This is a genomic window from Mycobacterium sp. 852002-51163_SCH5372311 (genome assembly GCF_001667115.1).
Classification (GTDB): Bacteria; Actinomycetota; Actinomycetes; order Mycobacteriales; family Mycobacteriaceae; genus Mycobacterium.
The window spans coordinates 77,902-93,665 of sequence record NZ_LZIJ01000078.1; the positions used below are offsets into that span (position 1 = coordinate 77,902).

The 15,764-nt window shown below is 66.8% G+C and carries 13 protein-coding genes; 4 read left to right on the forward strand and 9 right to left on the reverse strand.

The window, feature by feature from the left end; translation table 11 throughout:
• Positions 1 to 9: 9 nt before the first annotated feature.
• The 8 genes from murI to clpS are packed head-to-tail and all read right to left on the reverse strand — an operon-like array spanning position 10 to position 5,125.
• Positions 10 to 825: a glutamate racemase gene (murI, locus tag A5791_RS09540; protein ID WP_067234490.1), complete on the reverse strand. Its 816-nt coding sequence runs from the start codon at positions 823 to 825 to the stop codon at positions 10 to 12.
• Positions 822 to 1,484, reverse strand: coding sequence for a rhomboid family intramembrane serine protease (locus tag A5791_RS09545; RefSeq protein WP_067234494.1), 663 nt, complete (start codon positions 1,482 to 1,484; stop codon positions 822 to 824). The genes murI and A5791_RS09545 overlap by 4 nt, the downstream gene beginning before the upstream one ends.
• On the reverse strand, positions 1,475 to 2,437 hold the full coding sequence (locus A5791_RS09550; protein WP_067234498.1) for a PLP-dependent cysteine synthase family protein: 963 nt from the start codon (positions 2,435 to 2,437) through the stop codon (positions 1,475 to 1,477). Before A5791_RS09550 ends, A5791_RS09545 begins: the two co-directional genes overlap by 10 nt.
• 8 nt (positions 2,438 to 2,445) lie before the next feature.
• On the reverse strand, positions 2,446 to 2,718 hold the full coding sequence (locus A5791_RS09555) for a MoaD/ThiS family protein (protein ID WP_067234502.1): 273 nt from the start codon (positions 2,716 to 2,718) through the stop codon (positions 2,446 to 2,448).
• A gap of 10 nt (positions 2,719 to 2,728) precedes the next feature.
• A complete protein-coding gene (locus A5791_RS09560) occupies positions 2,729 to 3,142 on the reverse strand; it encodes a Mov34/MPN/PAD-1 family protein (protein WP_082966840.1) in 414 nt (137 codons plus the stop codon).
• 24 nt (positions 3,143 to 3,166) lie between these two features.
• Complete coding sequence (locus A5791_RS09565) at positions 3,167 to 4,207, reverse strand: P1 family peptidase (RefSeq protein ID WP_067234506.1); 1,041 nt, start codon at positions 4,205 to 4,207, stop codon at positions 3,167 to 3,169.
• Positions 4,204 to 4,794: a DUF2017 domain-containing protein gene (locus tag A5791_RS09570; protein WP_067234510.1), complete on the reverse strand. Its 591-nt coding sequence runs from the start codon at positions 4,792 to 4,794 to the stop codon at positions 4,204 to 4,206. Before A5791_RS09570 ends, A5791_RS09565 begins: the two co-directional genes overlap by 4 nt.
• Positions 4,795 to 4,819: 25 nt before the next feature.
• Entirely contained in the window at positions 4,820 to 5,125 is a 306-nt protein-coding gene (gene clpS / locus A5791_RS09575) for an ATP-dependent Clp protease adapter ClpS (RefSeq protein WP_067234513.1), read from the reverse strand.
• 56 nt (positions 5,126 to 5,181) lie between these two features.
• Here clpS and A5791_RS09580 point away from each other — a divergent pair, with 56 nt between their 5' ends.
• Together A5791_RS09580 and A5791_RS09585 are read left to right on the forward strand one after the other, a co-directional pair.
• On the forward strand, positions 5,182 to 6,480 hold the full coding sequence (locus A5791_RS09580; RefSeq protein WP_067234516.1) for a nicotinate phosphoribosyltransferase: 1,299 nt from the start codon (positions 5,182 to 5,184) through the stop codon (positions 6,478 to 6,480).
• A gap of 101 nt (positions 6,481 to 6,581) precedes the next feature.
• Complete coding sequence (locus tag A5791_RS09585) at positions 6,582 to 8,591, forward strand: ATP-dependent DNA helicase (RefSeq protein WP_369828039.1); 2,010 nt, start codon at positions 6,582 to 6,584, stop codon at positions 8,589 to 8,591.
• Positions 8,592 to 8,647: 56 nt separating this feature from the next.
• On the opposite strand, the gene glgP is transcribed toward A5791_RS09585, so the two are convergent.
• A complete protein-coding gene (glgP, locus tag A5791_RS09590; protein ID WP_067234522.1) occupies positions 8,648 to 11,251 on the reverse strand; it encodes an alpha-glucan family phosphorylase in 2,604 nt (867 codons plus the stop codon).
• 191 nt (positions 11,252 to 11,442) lie between these two features.
• Between glgP and A5791_RS09595 the strand changes: the two genes are divergently transcribed.
• Together A5791_RS09595 and glgB are read left to right on the forward strand one after the other, a co-directional pair.
• Positions 11,443 to 13,530 (forward strand): alpha-1,4-glucan--maltose-1-phosphate maltosyltransferase, encoded by a 2,088-nt coding sequence (locus A5791_RS09595; protein WP_067234526.1) that lies wholly within the window; start codon positions 11,443 to 11,445, stop codon positions 13,528 to 13,530.
• 7 nt (positions 13,531 to 13,537) lie between these two features.
• Entirely contained in the window at positions 13,538 to 15,733 is a 2,196-nt protein-coding gene (gene glgB, locus A5791_RS09600) for a 1,4-alpha-glucan branching protein GlgB (RefSeq protein ID WP_067234529.1), read from the forward strand.
• Positions 15,734 to 15,764: the final 31 nt, after the last annotated feature.

Here is a 15,764-nt window from a genome sequence, read left to right on the forward strand (position 1 = left end):
CGCTGAGGCTCAGCTGATGCGTGAGCGATGAACAGGTTGCACTCCCGTCACGGCGGGACCCAAGAATCGCGCCGCCAGCTTGGTAAACGCGTCGGGGTCGCCGGTGGCCTCGAACACCCGGGCGGCGGCAGGCGCGTCATGCGGACGCAGAAGGTCCCGCTCGGTGAGCACCCGCAGAACTTCCTTGGCGGTCTCCTCGGCGCTGGAGACAAGCGTGACGTTCTCACCCATGGCGAGTTGAATCAGCCCGGACAGCAGCGGGTAGTGCGTGCAACCCAGCACCAGAGTGTCGACTCCGGCACGTTGCAGCGGCTCCAGGTACCCCTCGGCCAGACCGAGCACCTGCCGGCCACTGGTCACGCCGCGCTCGACGAAGTCGACGAACCGCGGGCACGCCACCGCGGTGATCTCGGTGTCGCGGGCGGCGGCGAACGCGTCCTGGTATGCGTGCGAGGTGATGGTCGCACGGGTGCCTATCACGCCGATGCGCCCGTTGCGGGTGGCGGCGACGGCGCGGCGCACCGCGGGCAGGATCACCTCGACGACGGGCACGTCGTAGCGTTCACGAGCGTCGCGCAGGCAGGCCGCCGACGCCGAATTGCACGCGATCACCAGCACCTTGACCCCGCGGCTCACCAGATCGTCGCCGATGGCCAGCGCGTGCGCGCGGATCTCGGGTATGGACAGCGGACCGTAGGGACCGTTGCCGGTGTCGCCGACGTAGACGATGTCCTCGTCGGGCAGTTGGTCGATGATCGCCCGGGCGACCGTCAGTCCCCCCACGCCGGAGTCGAAGATTCCGACGGGCGCCAATGCTGAGTTCATGTCCTGGAACGACCGGCCTTCTTCACTTCGCGAGCCTTGCGCTCCGGAGCCGACAACAGATACGCCGCCACAACGCCGGCGATCGCTCCACACAGGTGGCCCTGCCAGGACACACCACCGCACTGCCCGAGCACGGGCATCGCGCCGAGCAGAACCCCGCCGTAGGCAACCAGCACCACCAGACCGACGACGATGTGTGACAACTTGCGTACGAACAGCCCGAACACCAGCAGGAAAGCCAGCCAACCGAAGATCAGGCCGGACGCCCCGATGTGATCGGTGGGACCACAGCTGCTGCCCACGTTGCCGATGAGCCAGGTCCCGAAACCCCCGAGGATCCACACGATCGCAGTGGCCCAGACGAACCGGGACAATCCGGCCAGTGTCATCAGAAAACCGAGGACCAGCATGGGGACCGTGTTAGCCATCAGATGCGCCCAGTTGGCGTGCAGCAGCGGCGCGAAGATGATGCCCCACAGGCCGTCTGTTGTTCCGGGCCTGATGCCGTTGACGTCCAGCGAGTGATGCATCAGATTGTCGATCAACTCGACGAGATACAGCAGCGCCACGAAGGTGACGACGGTGGCTCCACCGACCACCCATTGCGGACGCTTCTGCTGCTGTGTTGCGGGCAGACGGTCCCGGCGCGTTATGCCCATAGCTGCCCTTCCAGAGCGTTCTCGGCGTCATCCAGGCTACCGGTGTACGCACCGGTCGAGAGGTACTTCCAACCAGCATCGGCGACGACGAAGGCGATGTCGGCACGCGCGCCGGCCGTAACCGCGTTTGCTGCCACTCCCAGGGCGGCATGCAGCACCGCGCCGGTCGAGATCCCCGCGAAGATGCCTTCGGCGTCCACCAGCTCGCGGGTGCGGCGCACCGCGTCGGTCGCGCCAACCGAATACCGGGTGCTCAAAACCTCCGGGTCGTACAGCTCGGGCACAAATCCCTCGTCGATGTTGCGCAGGGCGTAGACACCTTCGCCGTAGCGGGGTTCGGCGGCCACGATCGCGACGTCGGGAACCCGCTCACGCAGGTACCGGCCGGCGCCCATCAGCGTGCCCGTCGTGCCTAATCCGGCGACGAAGTGGGTGATCTCGGGCAGGTCGGCGAGCAGTTCGGGGCCGGTGCCGCCGTAGTGCGAATCGGGGTTGGCCGGGTTGCCGTATTGATACAGCATCACCCACGACGGATTCGCGGCGGCGAGTTCTTTGGCCTTGGCCACCGCGGTGTTGGACCCGCCCTCTGCCGGTGAGAAGACGATCCGCGCGCCGTACAGCTCGAGCAGCTGACGCCTCTCCACCGAGGTGTTCTCCGGCATCACGCAGATCAGCCGATAACCCTTCAGCCGCGCTGCCATCGCCAGCGAAATGCCGGTGTTGCCGCTGGTGGGCTCGAGTATCGTGGTGCCCGGTGTCAGCAGTCCGTCCCGCTCGGCCTGCTCGATCATGCGCAACGCCGGCCGGTCTTTGATCGACCCGGTCGGGTTGCGGTCTTCCAGCTTGGCCCACAACCGCACATGCGGGTCGTCGGCCCAGCATGGGGACAGCTTCTGCAGCCCGACCAATGGCGTGTTGCCCAGGGCGGCCAACAGCGAGTCGTATCGTGTCATGCGCTCCGCTATCCGCCCGCGACGGCAGGCAGGATGGTGACCGAGTCGCCGTCGGCGACGGCGGTGTCCAGGCCGCCGGAGAATCGCACGTCCTCGTCGTTGACGTAGATGTTCACGAAGCGGTGCAGCTTGCCGTCATCGAGCAGGCGCTCGGAAATGCCGGAGTAGTTGGCCTCCAGGTCGCTGATGATCGCGCCCAGCGTGTCGCCGCTGGCCGAGACGCGCTTCTCGCCACCGGTATGGGGTCGCAGGATCGTCGGGATGGACACGGTGACGGTCATGTCGGCCTTTCTAGTACTGCTCGACGACATCGACGGCTTCTTCGGTGACCGCGCCGTCGACGATGCGATAGCTGCGCAGCTCGTGGCGGTCCGGGTCTCGGGTGGACACCAGCACGTAGTGCGCGTCCGGTTCGGCGGCCAGGTCGATGTCGGTACGGCTGGGGTAGGCCTCGGTCGCGGTATGCGAGTGATAGATGACCACGGGCGAGTCTCCCGCATCTTCCAGCGCCTTCCACACCTGGAACTGCTCGCCGGAGTCGAACCGGTAGAACGTCGGCGAACGCTCGGCATTGAGCATCGGAATGTGGCGCTCGGGCCGGTCGGAGCCCTCCGGGCCGGCCAATACCCCGCACGCCTCGTCCGGGTGGTCACGGCGCGCGTGCGCGATCATCGCGTCGACCAGGTCAGCGCGAACCACGAGCACCTGACGGCCCCTTCCCGGCTGTAGTCATTTCGAGGTTCCAAATGCTCCGGGTAACACACCGCGGTAAGTCGGTATTCCGGCCACCGACTCCGCCGCCAGCACGCTGGCCAGCACCGCGTGGGCCAGACAGTCGGCCGCGGCGGCGCCTACCGCGGTGACCAGCCCGGTCTCCGGAGACAGCGCGGCGGGAGTGTCCGCAGCCGGCGGCACCTCCACCGCGCCCGTCGCCAGCGCGAACACGGTGTCGCCGTCCAGCGGGGTGTGCGCCGGCCGGATGGTCCTGGCCAAGCCGTCATGGGCGGCGATCGCGACGCGCCGGCATGCAGCCGGGCTCAGTGCGGCGTCCGTGGCAACCACCGCGATGGTGGTGTTGAGGCTGCTCAACGGGGAAGGCAGTTCAGCGAAGGCAGCGATCTGCGCGGCCGGCGGCGCCGTCAGCCCGAACTCGTCGGCCAGGTCTGCCATCCAGGGCAGGCCGGTGGACCGATCGGCGACGTCACCCGCGGCATTCGCGACCACGATTGCGCCGACGGTCACACCCGAGCCCAGCGTCATCGAAGCCGTCCCCACGCCGCCCTTGAGCACACCGGCTCGCGCGCCCACCCCTGCACCAACGGTCCCGACGGCAAAATTCTCACCGGCTGCCTGCGCGGCGGCGTAACCGAACTCGGCCGTCGGACGACAGGCCCACCCGCCGACCGGCAGGTCGAAGATCACCGCACCCGGCACGATGGGCACGACACCCCCACCGGAGCCCCCACCCATCGCCACACCGCGCTGATGTTCTTCGAGCCAACGCATGACGCCGTCGGCCGCCGCCAGTCCGTAGGCACTGCCGCCCGCAAGCAGCACCGCGTCGACGAAGCGCACCGTGTTGGCCGGGTCCAGCAGATCGGTTTCCCGGGTCCCCGGCGCACCGCCCCGGCAATCGACGGCGCCGACGGTGCCCGGCGGTGTCAGCACGACGGTGGCGCCGCAGGCCCAGCCCGCGCCAAGCGTCGCATCTGGGTCGAGCTGCTGGTAGTGACCGACCCGGATACCTCCGACGTCGGTGATGGAATTCATCGCGGCCCCATCAGCGCCAGGACCAGGTATTCCTGCAAGACGGTCAGCCACTGGTAGACGTCCAGATGTGCGGCCAACGGATGGTCGGCCGGCAGACGCTCGGGCCCTTCCGGTCCGATGTCGAGCAAGACGCCCAGCGTCAGCCGCACGTCGTTCACCGCCGCGATCCAGGCGTTCGCGTCTTCCTCGGTCAGCTCCAGCCGGCCGCCATCGTCTGGAACTGTGTCTAGTAACTGTTGTGCCGCAACACGTTTGGCGTCGATGATCTCTGGCTCGTGCAAACTGCGCAACGCGGCGTTAAGGCTTTCGGAGGTATCGGCGGTAGCGGGTTCAACCGGGTCGCCGCCGTCCGGTTTGTGGAAATCCGGCAGCAGCCGGCGCAGCATCGGGTCCGGCGGGGGCTCCGCATTCCCGGTCTTGATGCCGGTGATCTCCTGCAGTTCGTCTGTCGGCGAAGACGATTCACGCTGATCGAGCAGCTCGATCATGGCGGTGACGAGGTTCTTGAGCAGCGCCGCTTCGTGTGCGGCCAGGGCGGACCGAAAACGGGGACCGTCGACGGTCTCGACGCGCTTCCATTTGCGCACAAGGAATCCCGGATGCCGTCGAAGCTCACCGGTCCTGCTGCATCGTCGCCCACAAACCAGCGGCATGCAGCTTGGACACGTCGACCTCCATGGACTCCCGACTACCCGCAGACACCACAGCCTTGCCTTCGTTGTGCACCTGCAGCATCAGCTTGGTGGCGTGCGGCTCGCTGTAGCCGAACAACTTCTGGAACACATACGTCACATAGGTCATCAGATTGACCGGGTCGTCCCACACGATGGTGACCCAAGGAGTGTCCGTGACGTCTACCGGTGCCGACTCGCGTTGCCCAGTAGTGCCCGGTTTGGTGGGCGCTGACATAGCAACCATGGCCCCCAGGATACCGAGGCGCCGCCTGCCACGACGCCAGCCGATACGGTTGCGAGGTGATCGAGCCGACCTTGGCTGGCCTGCTGACCGACAAGTACGAGCTGACGATGGTGGCCGCAGCGCTGCGCGACGGCACTGCCCATCGCCGGACCACGTTCGAAGTGTTCGCCCGCCGCCTGCCCGCGGGCCGCCGGTACGGGGTGGTCGCCGGGACCGGCCGCCTGCTGGAAGCGTTGCCGCAGTTCAGGTTCGACGACGCGGCGTGTGAGCTGCTGGCGCGATTCCTCGACGCGGACACCGTGGCCTACTTGCACGACTTCCGGTTCGGCGGCGATATCGACGGCTACGCCGAGGGCGAGTTGTACTTCCCCGGCTCGCCCGTACTGTCGGTGCGCGGCAGTTTCGCCGAGTGCGTGGTGCTCGAAACGCTGGTGCTGTCGATCTTCAATCACGACGCCGCGATCGCGTCCGCGGCGGCCCGCATGGTCAGTGCCGCAGGCCAACGCCCGCTGATCGAGATGGGATCCCGGCGAACCCACGAGCGCGCCGCCGTCGCGGCGGCCCGGGCAGCGTATATCGCCGGTTTCACCGCGTCGTCCAACCTGGAGGCCCAGCGGCGATACGGCATCCCCGCCGAAGGCACCGCCGCGCATGCGTTCACCATGGTGCACACCACGGGCGACGGCCCGGACGAGCTCGGTGCGTTTCGCGCCCAGGTCGAAGCGCTGGGCAACGACACCACGCTGCTGGTGGACACCTATGACGTGACCACCGGCGTCGCCAATGCCGTTGCCGCGGCCGGTCCAGCGCTCGGAGCGGTCCGCATCGATTCCGGCGAACTTGGCGTGCTGGCCCGGCAGGTACGTGAACAGCTCGACGGGCTGGGCGCCACCGGGACGCGCATCATGGTGTCCGGCGATCTCGACGAGTTCTCGATCGCGGCACTACAGGCAGCGCCGGTGGACAGCTACGGCGTCGGCACGTCGGTGGTCACCGGCTCCGGCGCCCCGGCCGCGAACATGGTCTACAAGCTGGTCGAGGTCGACGGCATTCCCGTGCAAAAGCGCAGCAGCCACAAGGAATCCCGTGGCGGCGGCAAGCAGGCGCTGCGGGTGTCCCGGCCGACCGGGACCGTCACCGAGGAGATCGTGTATCCGGCGGGGCGTCCGCCCACCACCGGCGGGCCTTGTCGGGTGTTGACGACACCGCTGGTGCGCGACGGACGAGTGGTGACCGACGATGACCTGACCGCGGCACGTGAGCTGGTGGCGTCGGGACTGCACAGCCTGCCGTGGGAGGGGCTGAAATTAGGGCCCGGCGAGCCGGCTGTTCCGACGACGACGATCAGCGTTTAGCTTGACGACGATGAACGCCGCCGCGCGGCGTGAGGTGGGGGCACCTCCCGCTTGCGGGGGAGAGTCGAGCAATTAGACCGAGCTGGACTACCGTCGACGACGTGTCTGGGTCCGTCTCCCCGTCCGTGGCCGAGCTGTTGGCCATTGCGGTGGCCTCGCTCGGTGGCAGCGAGCGGAGCGGTCAGCAGCAGATGGCCGCTGCGGTTGCCCAGGCCTTCGAGACCGGCGAGCATCTGGTCGTGCAGGCCGGCACCGGCACCGGCAAGTCGCTGGCGTATCTGGTTCCGGCGATCGTCCGCGCCGTCGACGACGGCACGCCGGTGGTGGTGTCGACGGCGACGATCGCGCTGCAGCGCCAGCTGGTGGATCGCGATCTGCCCCGGCTGGCCGATTCGCTGGCCGACGCGCTGCCGCGCCGCCCACAGTTCGCCTTACTCAAGGGGCGGCGAAACTACCTGTGCCTGAACAAGGTTCACGGCGGTGCGGCGGATACGGAAGACGGTCCGCAGGAGGATTTGTTCGACCCGGTGGCGATCTCCGCGTTGGGGCGCGACGTACAGCGGCTCACCGCGTGGGCGTCGACCACCGAGTCCGGTGACCGCGACGATCTCAAACCCGGTGTGAGCGAACGATCTTGGTCGCAGGTCAGCGTTTCCGCGCGCGAATGCATTGGCGTGGCCCGATGCCCGTTTGGCTCTGAGTGCTTTTCCGAACGGGCGCGTCAACGCGCCGGGCGGGTCGACGTCGTCGTCACCAACCACGCGCTGCTGGCCATCGACGCCGTTTCGGATTCGGCGGTGCTGCCCGAACATGCGCTGCTGGTGGTCGACGAAGCACACGAACTGGTAGACCGGGTGACGTCGGTGGCCACCGCGGAGCTGACGTCCGCGACCCTGGGTGCCACATCGCGACGAATCACCCGTTTGGTCGGACCGGAACTGGTGCAGCGAGTGGAGGCGGCGTCGGCCAATTTCGCCGCTGCGATCCATGACGCAACCCCGGGACGCATCGACTACCTCGATGAAGAGTTGGCGACATATTTGACCGCGCTGCGAGATGCGGCCAGTGCGGCGAGGTCGGCCATCGATAGCACCGGCGACGCGAAGGCGGCCTCGGCACGCGCGGAAGCCGTTGCGGCACTGAGCGATATCTCCGAGACCGCGTCGCGGATCCTGACGTCGTTCGCCCCCGCTATCCCCGATCGCACCGACGTGGTGTGGCTGGACCAGGAGGACAACCGGGGTGCGCCACGGGCCGTGCTGCGGGTGGCGCCGCTGGCGGTGGCCGACCTGCTGCGTAATCAGGTGTTCGCCCGTTCGACGACCGTGTTGACGTCGGCGACGCTGACGGTGGGCGGTTCCTTCGACGCGATGGCGACCGCGTGGGGGCTGACGGACGACCAGTTACCGTGGCGTGGCCTGGACGTCGGCTCGCCTTTCCACCACGCCAAGGCGGGAATCCTCTACATCGCCGCCCATCTCCCGCCGCCGGGCCGCGACGGCACCGGGTCGGCCGAGCAACTCACCGAAATCGCCGAACTCATCTCCGCGGCCGGCGGGCGCACGCTGGGATTGTTCTCGTCGATGCGAGCCGCGCGGGGCGCCGCCGAGGCCATGCGGGAGCGCCTGTCGACGCCGGTGCTGTGTCAGGGCGACGACGGCACCTCGGCGCTGGTCGAGCAGTTCACCGCCGATCCGGCGACGTCACTGTTCGGCACACTGTCGCTGTGGCAGGGCGTCGACGTGCCGGGTCCGTCGTTGTCGCTGGTGCTGATCGATCGCATCCCATTCCCGCGCCCGGACGATCCACTGTTGAGCGCCCGGCAGCGAGCAGTGGCGGCGCGTGGCGGAAATGGGTTCATGGCCGTCGCTGCCAGCCACGCCGCGCTGCTGCTGGCGCAGGGATCCGGCCGACTATTGCGCCGCGTCGACGACCGCGGTGTAGTCGCGGTGCTCGACTCGCGAATGGTCACCGCACGCTACGGGGACTACCTGCGAGCGTCGCTGCCGCCGTTCTGGCAAACGACCAACGCCACGCAGGTGCGCGCGGCACTCGAGCGGCTGTGCGCCCAGACCCGCGAGCAGACGCAGAATCGCACGATCGCGAGCTAAATCGTGCGATTCTGCGTCTGCTCGCCCGGCATCGCCAGGCATCGCCCGGCAGAGCCTCAGGCCAGCTTGACCAGGCCGAGCTCGTTGCTGTCGGCGAGCATCGGATGACGCGGCAGCACCCGCACGGTGTACCCGAGGGCCCCGGCCATCGGCAACGGTGTGGTCGTCGAGAAGACCTGGTTACCCCCCTCGGCGGTACCGGCATACGACATTTCGACGGTGATCGGATCTACCAGCACGTCACTGGCGTCGACCCTGCCCAGCACCGCCTGCACAGTCACTTCGTCGGGCGCCAGGCCGGCCAGTTGCACGGTCGCCGTCAGGGTCAGCTTCGACCCGAGCAAGGGAGTGTCGGGCAGGCCGGTGCTGTCGACGTCGGTGATGTTGACCTTTGGCCATGCCTCCGCCACCCGCCGGCGGTAAGCAGCGAGCTCGCGGGCCGCCGCGAACTCGGCTTCCCCTTTTTCGACACCATCCGGCCCGCTGATCGTGCGGCGCACAGACTGAGCCGCCGGCAGGTAGTAGTTCTCGACATAGTCGCGAACCATGCGGGACGCCAGCACTTTTGGACCTAGCGTCTGCAGTGTGTGCCGCACCATCTCGATCCACCGGGGCGGCACCCCCTGGTCGTCGCGTTCGTAGAACTTCGGCACCACGGCGTGTTCGAGTAGGTCGTAGAGCGCGCTGGATTCCAGGTCATCACGCCGGCTCTCGTCGGCCACGCCATCGGCAGACGGTATCTCCCAACCGTTTTCGCCGTCGTACCATTCGTCCCACCAGCCGTCGCGAATGGACAGGTTAAGCCCGCCGTTCAGCGCGCTTTTCATGCCCGAGGTACCGCAAGCTTCCAATGGCCGCAGCGGGTTGTTCAGCCACACGTCGCAACCCCAATACAGCAGCCGGGCCATCGACATGGCGTAGTTGGGCAGGAAGGCGATGCGATGACGCACCTGAGGCCGGTCGGCAAAGCGCACTATCTGCTGGATCAGCGCCTTGCCGCCGTCGTCGGCAGGGTGCGACTTCCCGGCCACGATCAGTTGGATCGGCCTTTCGTCGTTGAGCAGCAATCGTTCCAGGCGATCCGGGTCACGCAGCATCAGCGTCAGCCGCTTGTACGTCGGCACCCGCCGAGCGAACCCGACGGTAAGCACACCCGGGTCGAATGCGGTTGCGATCCAGCCCAATTCGGCCTCCGACGCCCCGCGTTCCAGCCAAGACTGGCGCAGCCGCACCCGCACGTCGTCGACCAATAGCGCACGCAGCTGCGAGCGGATCCACCACAGGTGAGCGGGGTCGACCTGTTGCAGCCGCAGCCACACGCCGGGCTCGGAAAACGAGTCTGACCCCGCCAGTTCGCGCCCCAGCTGCAACCACTGCGGGGCCGCCCACGTCCGGGCATGGACGCCGTTGGTGATCGATCCGATCGGTACCTCGCCGGGATCGAATCCCGCCCACAACTCGCTGAACATGACCCGGCTGACGCGGCCGTGCAGTAACGACACACCGTTGGCGCGCTGTGCCAGCCGCAGACCCATGTGGGCCATGTTGAATTTGGTCGGATCATCCTCGGATCCGAGCGCGATGATCCGGTCCGCCGGCACGCCCGGCAACAACGTGGCGACATCGTCACCGTCGTCGAAGTAGCGCTCCACCATCTCGAGTGGGAACCGGTCGATGCCGGCCGGAACCGGGGTGTGGGTGGTGAACACGGTGCTGGACCGCACGACCGTCAGCGCGGTGTCGAAGTCCAATCCCGAACCGGTCATCAGCTCGCGGATCCGCTCCGCTCCGAGGAATCCGGCGTGACCCTCGTTCATATGGAATACCTCGGGCGCGGGCAGCCCTTCCAGCGCGGTGAACGCCCGGATCGCCCGCACCCCGCCGATGCCGGCCAGGATCTCTTGCAGCATGCGGTGTTCCTGATCGCCGCCATACAGCCGATCGGTGACGCTACGCAGGTCATGCTCATTTTCCGGGACGTCCGAATCAAGCAGCAGCAGCGGCACGCGGCCCACCTGCGCAACCCAGATCCGCGCGCGCAGCTGCGCGTCGTCCGGCAGCGTCAGCTCGACCAGTACCGGATTACCGCCGGCGTCGGTGAGCAGCCGCAGCGGCAGCCCCTGCGGGTCCAGCGCCGGATATGTCTCCTGTTGCCAACCGTCCGCGGTCAGCGACTGCCGGAAATAGCCGGAGCGGTAGTAGAGGCCCACCGCGATCAGCGGAACCCCTAGGTCGGACGCGGACTTGAGGTGATCGCCGGCCAGGATCCCAAGTCCGCCAGAGTAGTTGGGCAAGACCTCGGCTACCCCGAACTCCATCGAGAAGTATGCGATACCGGTCGGCAGGGATGATCCGGCGTCGGCCTGCTGCTGATACCACAACGGACGGGTCAGGTAATCGTTCAAGTCCGCGGACAGCGAGTCGAGTCGTTCGAAAAAGCCTTCGTCGATCGCCAATTCGTCGAGCCGTACCGGCTTGACCGCGCCCAGCAGCGCCACCGGGTCGTTGCCGCATTTGGTCCACAGCTTCGAGTCGATCGTCGCGAACAGGTCCTGCGTCGGCTTGTCCCACGACCAGCGCAGGTTGGTGGACAACTGTTCGAGAGCAGCGAGCCGCTCGGGTAGGTGAGCACGGACCGTAAACCGCCGGAGGGCTTTCACCGTCAATAGCTTACTGAGAATTGACGCGCGCGCAGGACTACTAATCCACCGTTTACCTGGCGGTGTGTGACCGCCCACTAGGGTGGGTATCGGGTAAGTATTGGGGCGCAACGAAGCTTCCCGGTGAGTGCAGAGTCCCCGACGAGGGGAAATTCCCAGTGACGCCCAACGACAGGCGAACGGAGTGATGGGTGCCCGGTCGTGTCGAGATCGATAACGTCCAGCCCGTCGTCTCGTGTGGCGCATATCCCGCCAAGGCGGTGGTCGGCGAAGTGGTGCCGGTCAGCGCCGCCGTATGGCGGGAAGGTCATGAGGCGGTAGCGGCGACCCTGGTCGTGCGCTACCACGGGCCCCGCTATCCACAGGGGGCTGAAGTGCGCCGGATCAAGGCGGTGCAGGCCTCCACGGCAAGTGTCGAAGCCGCCGCCACCGAGACGCCACGGGTCAAGCCGCTGCTGATTCCCATGACGATGGGTCAGGAGCCCTACGTGTTTCACGGTCAGTTCACTCCCGACCGCGTCGGGTTGTGGACCTTCCGGGTCGACGGGTGGGGTGATCCGATTCACACCTGGCGCCACGGGTTGGTCGCCAAGTTGGAGGCCGGCCAAGGCGAAAAGGAACTGTCCAACGACCTGCTGGTCGGTGCAGCACTGTTCGAGCGCGCCGCGACCGGTGTGCCGCGCGCGCAGCGCTGGCCGTTGATGGAAGCCGCGGCGGCGCTGCGCAAGCCCGGGGATCCGTTGACGCGCTCCGCGCCGGCACTGGCCTCCGATGTCGAGGAGATTCTCACCGACTATCCGCTGCGTGACCTGGTCACCCGGGGCGAGCAGTTCGGGGTCTGGGTGGACCGGCCGCTGGCCCGGTTCGGCTCGTGGTACGAGATGTTCCCCCGTTCGACCGGGGGCCGGGACGCCGACGGCAAGCCGGTGCACGGCACCTTCGCGACCGCCACCGCGGCGCTGCCACGCATTGCCGAGATGGGGTTCGACGTGGTGTATCTGCCGCCGATCCATCCCATCGGGAAGGTGCACCGCAAGGGGCGCAACAACAACCCCACCGCCGAGCCGGGAGACGTGGGATCACCGTGGGCCATCGGTAGCGACGAGGGCGGCCACGACGCGGTCCATCCGGACCTGGGCACCATCGACGACTTCGACGACTTCGTCGCCGCGGCGCGTGACCTCGGCATGGAAGTGGCCCTCGACCTGGCGCTGCAATGCGCACCCGATCATCCGTGGGCCCGCGAACACCGGCATTGGTTCACCGAATTGCCGGACGGCACCATCGCCTACGCGGAGAACCCGCCGAAGAAGTACCAGGACATCTATCCGCTCAATTTCGACAACGACCCCGCGGGTCTCTACGACGAAGTTCTGCGCGTGGTTCGGCACTGGGTTGACCACGGCGTCAAGTTCTTTCGCGTCGACAATCCGCACACCAAACCGCCCGACTTCTGGGCCTGGCTGATCGGTCAGGTGAAATCCCAAGATCCCGACGTGCTCTTCTTGTCCGAAGCCTTCACACCGCCGGCGCGCCAGTACGGGCTGGCCAAGCTCGGTTTCACGCAGTCCTACAGCTACTTCACCTGGCGGACCGCCAAATGGGAGCTCACCGAGTTCGGCAACGACATCGGCGCACTGGCCGATTACCGGCGGCCGAACCTGTTCGTCAACACCCCCGACATCCTGCACGCCGTGCTACAGCACGGCGGCCCGGGCATGTTCGCCATCCGCGCGGTGCTGGCTGCGACCATGAGCCCGGCCTGGGGGATGTACTCCGGGTACGAACTCTTCGAGCATCGCGCGGTACGCGAGGGTAGCGAGGAATACCTGGACTCGGAGAAATACGAACTGCGCCCCCGCGACTTCGCCGGCGCGCTGGCCGAAGGCAGGTCGCTGGAGCCGTTCATCAGCAGGCTCAACGCAATTCGACGACTCCATCCCGCGCTGCAACAGTTGCGCACCATCCACTTCCACGGCGTGGACAACGATGCGTTGCTGGCCTACAGCAAGTTCGACCCGGCCACCGGCGACTGCGTGCTGGTGGTGGTGACGCTGAACGCATTCGGGCCTGAAGAAGCCACGCTGTGGTTAGACATGGCGGCGTTGGGTATGGAGCCCTACGACCGGTTCTGGGTGCGCGACGAGATCACCGGCGAGGAATACCAATGGGGACAGGCAAATTACGTTCGGATCGACCCTGGGCGCGCAGTCGCCCACATCATCAACATGCCGCTGATACCAGACGAATCCCGAATCACGCTGCTGCGCAGGAGGTGAGGGAACCATGAGCAAAACCGACCAACTTCCCGAAACGCATCTGGCACCCGACCCCGCCGACCTGGCGCGTCTGGTGACAGGTGCGCACCACAACCCGCATGGCATCCTGGGCGCCCACGAGTACGGCAACCACACCGTCATCCGGGCTTACCGGCCGCACGCGGTCGACGTGGTCGCCGTCGTCGGCAGCGACCGATTTCCGTTGCAGCACATCGAATCCGGTCTGTTCGCCGTGGCGCTGCCGTTCGTCGACCTGATCGACTACCGACTCGAAGTTCGCTACAGCGACACCGACGTCTTCACGATCGCCGACGCCTACCGCTTCCTGCCCACCCTGGGCGACATGGACCTGCACCTGTTCGCCGAGGGTCGCCATGAGCGACTCTGGGAAGTCCTTGGCGCCCACCCTCGCTCGTTCAAGACGGCCGATGGCGTGGTCGACGGTGTCTCGTTCGCGGTGTGGGCCCCCAATGCCAAGGGCGTCAGCCTGATCGGCGACTTCAACGGCTGGACCGGCAACGACGCACCCATGCGGGTGTTGGGCTCGTCCGGGGTGTGGGAACTGTTCTGGCCCGGCTTCCCCGTCGGTGGCCTCTACAAGTTCCGGGTCCACGGTGCTGACGGTGTCGTCACGGACCGGGCCGACCCGTTCGCGTTCGGCACCGAGGTGCCGCCGCAGACCGCGTCACGGGTTACCACGAGTGACTACACCTGGGCCGACGACGACTGGATGACAGAGCGGGCGCAACGCAATCCGGTGTTCGAGCCGATGAGCACCTACGAGGTCCACCTCGGCTCCTGGCGGCCCGGGCTCAGCTACCGCCAGCTTGCCCGCGAACTGACGGAATATGTTGTGACACATCGATTTACCCATGTCGAGCTGCTGCCCGTCGCCGAGCACCCGTTCGCCGGCTCCTGGGGATATCAGGTCACCTCGTATTACGCGCCGACCTCGCGGTTCGGCACACCGGACGACTTCCGCGCGCTTGTCGACGCCCTGCACCAGGCCGGCATCGGCGTCATCGTGGACTGGGTGCCGGCGCACTTCCCGAAGGATGCCTGGGCGCTGGGCCGCTTCGACGGCACCCCGCTCTACGAGCACTCCGATCCCAAGCGCGGCGAGCAATTGGACTGGGGCACTTACGTGTTCGACTTCGGCCGCCCGGAGGTACGCAACTTCCTGGTGGCCAACGCGTTGTATTGGCTGGAAGAGTTCCACATCGACGGGTTGCGGGTCGACGCGGTGGCCTCGATGCTCTACCTGGACTACTCGCGCCCCGAGGGCGGCTGGACCCCCAACATCTACGGCGGCCGGGAGAACCTGGAAGCGGTGCAATTCCTGCAGGAGATGAACGCCACCGCGCACAAGGCGGCGCCGGGCATCGTCACCATCGCCGAGGAGTCGACCTCTTGGCCAGGGGTAACGCGACCGACCAACCTTGGCGGCCTTGGCTTTTCGATGAAGTGGAACATGGGCTGGATGCACGACACGCTCAACTACATCAGTCACGATCCGGTGTACCGCAGCTACCACCATCACGAGATGACGTTCTCGATGCTCTACGCATTCAGCGAGAACTATGTGCTGCCGCTCAGTCACGACGAGGTGGTGCATGGCAAAGGCACGCTGTGGGGACGGATGCCGGGCAACAACCACGCCAAGGCCGCCGGGTTGCGCAGCCTGCTGGCCTACCAGTGGGCGCATCCCGGCAAGCAACTGCTCTTCATGGGACAGGAGTTCGGCCAGCGCGCCGAGTGGTCCGAGCAAGCTGGTCTGGACTGGTGGCAACTCGACGAGCAGGGATTCTCCAACGGAGTCCTGCGCCTGGTCCGCGACATCAACGACATCTACCGCCATCACCCCGCATTGTGGAGTCAAGACACCAAGCCTGAAGGCTATTCCTGGATCGATGCCAACGATTCCGCCAACAATGTCCTGAGCTTCCTCCGATACGGCAGTGACGGCTCGGTGATGGCTTGCGTGTTCAACTTTGCGGGTTCGGAGCACAGCGGCTACCGGCTCGGCCTCCCGGTTGCGGGCCGCTGGCGCGAAGTGCTCAACACCGACGCGACGCAGTACAACGGCTCGGGGATAGGCAATCTCGGCGGCGTCGAAGCCACCGAAGACCCATGGCACGGCCGCCCCGCGTCGGCGGTGCTGGTGCTACCGCCAACTTCGGCACTGTGGCTGGAACCTAGTTAGCCCGCGCGAGCAGACGCAAAAATTCCCTCAA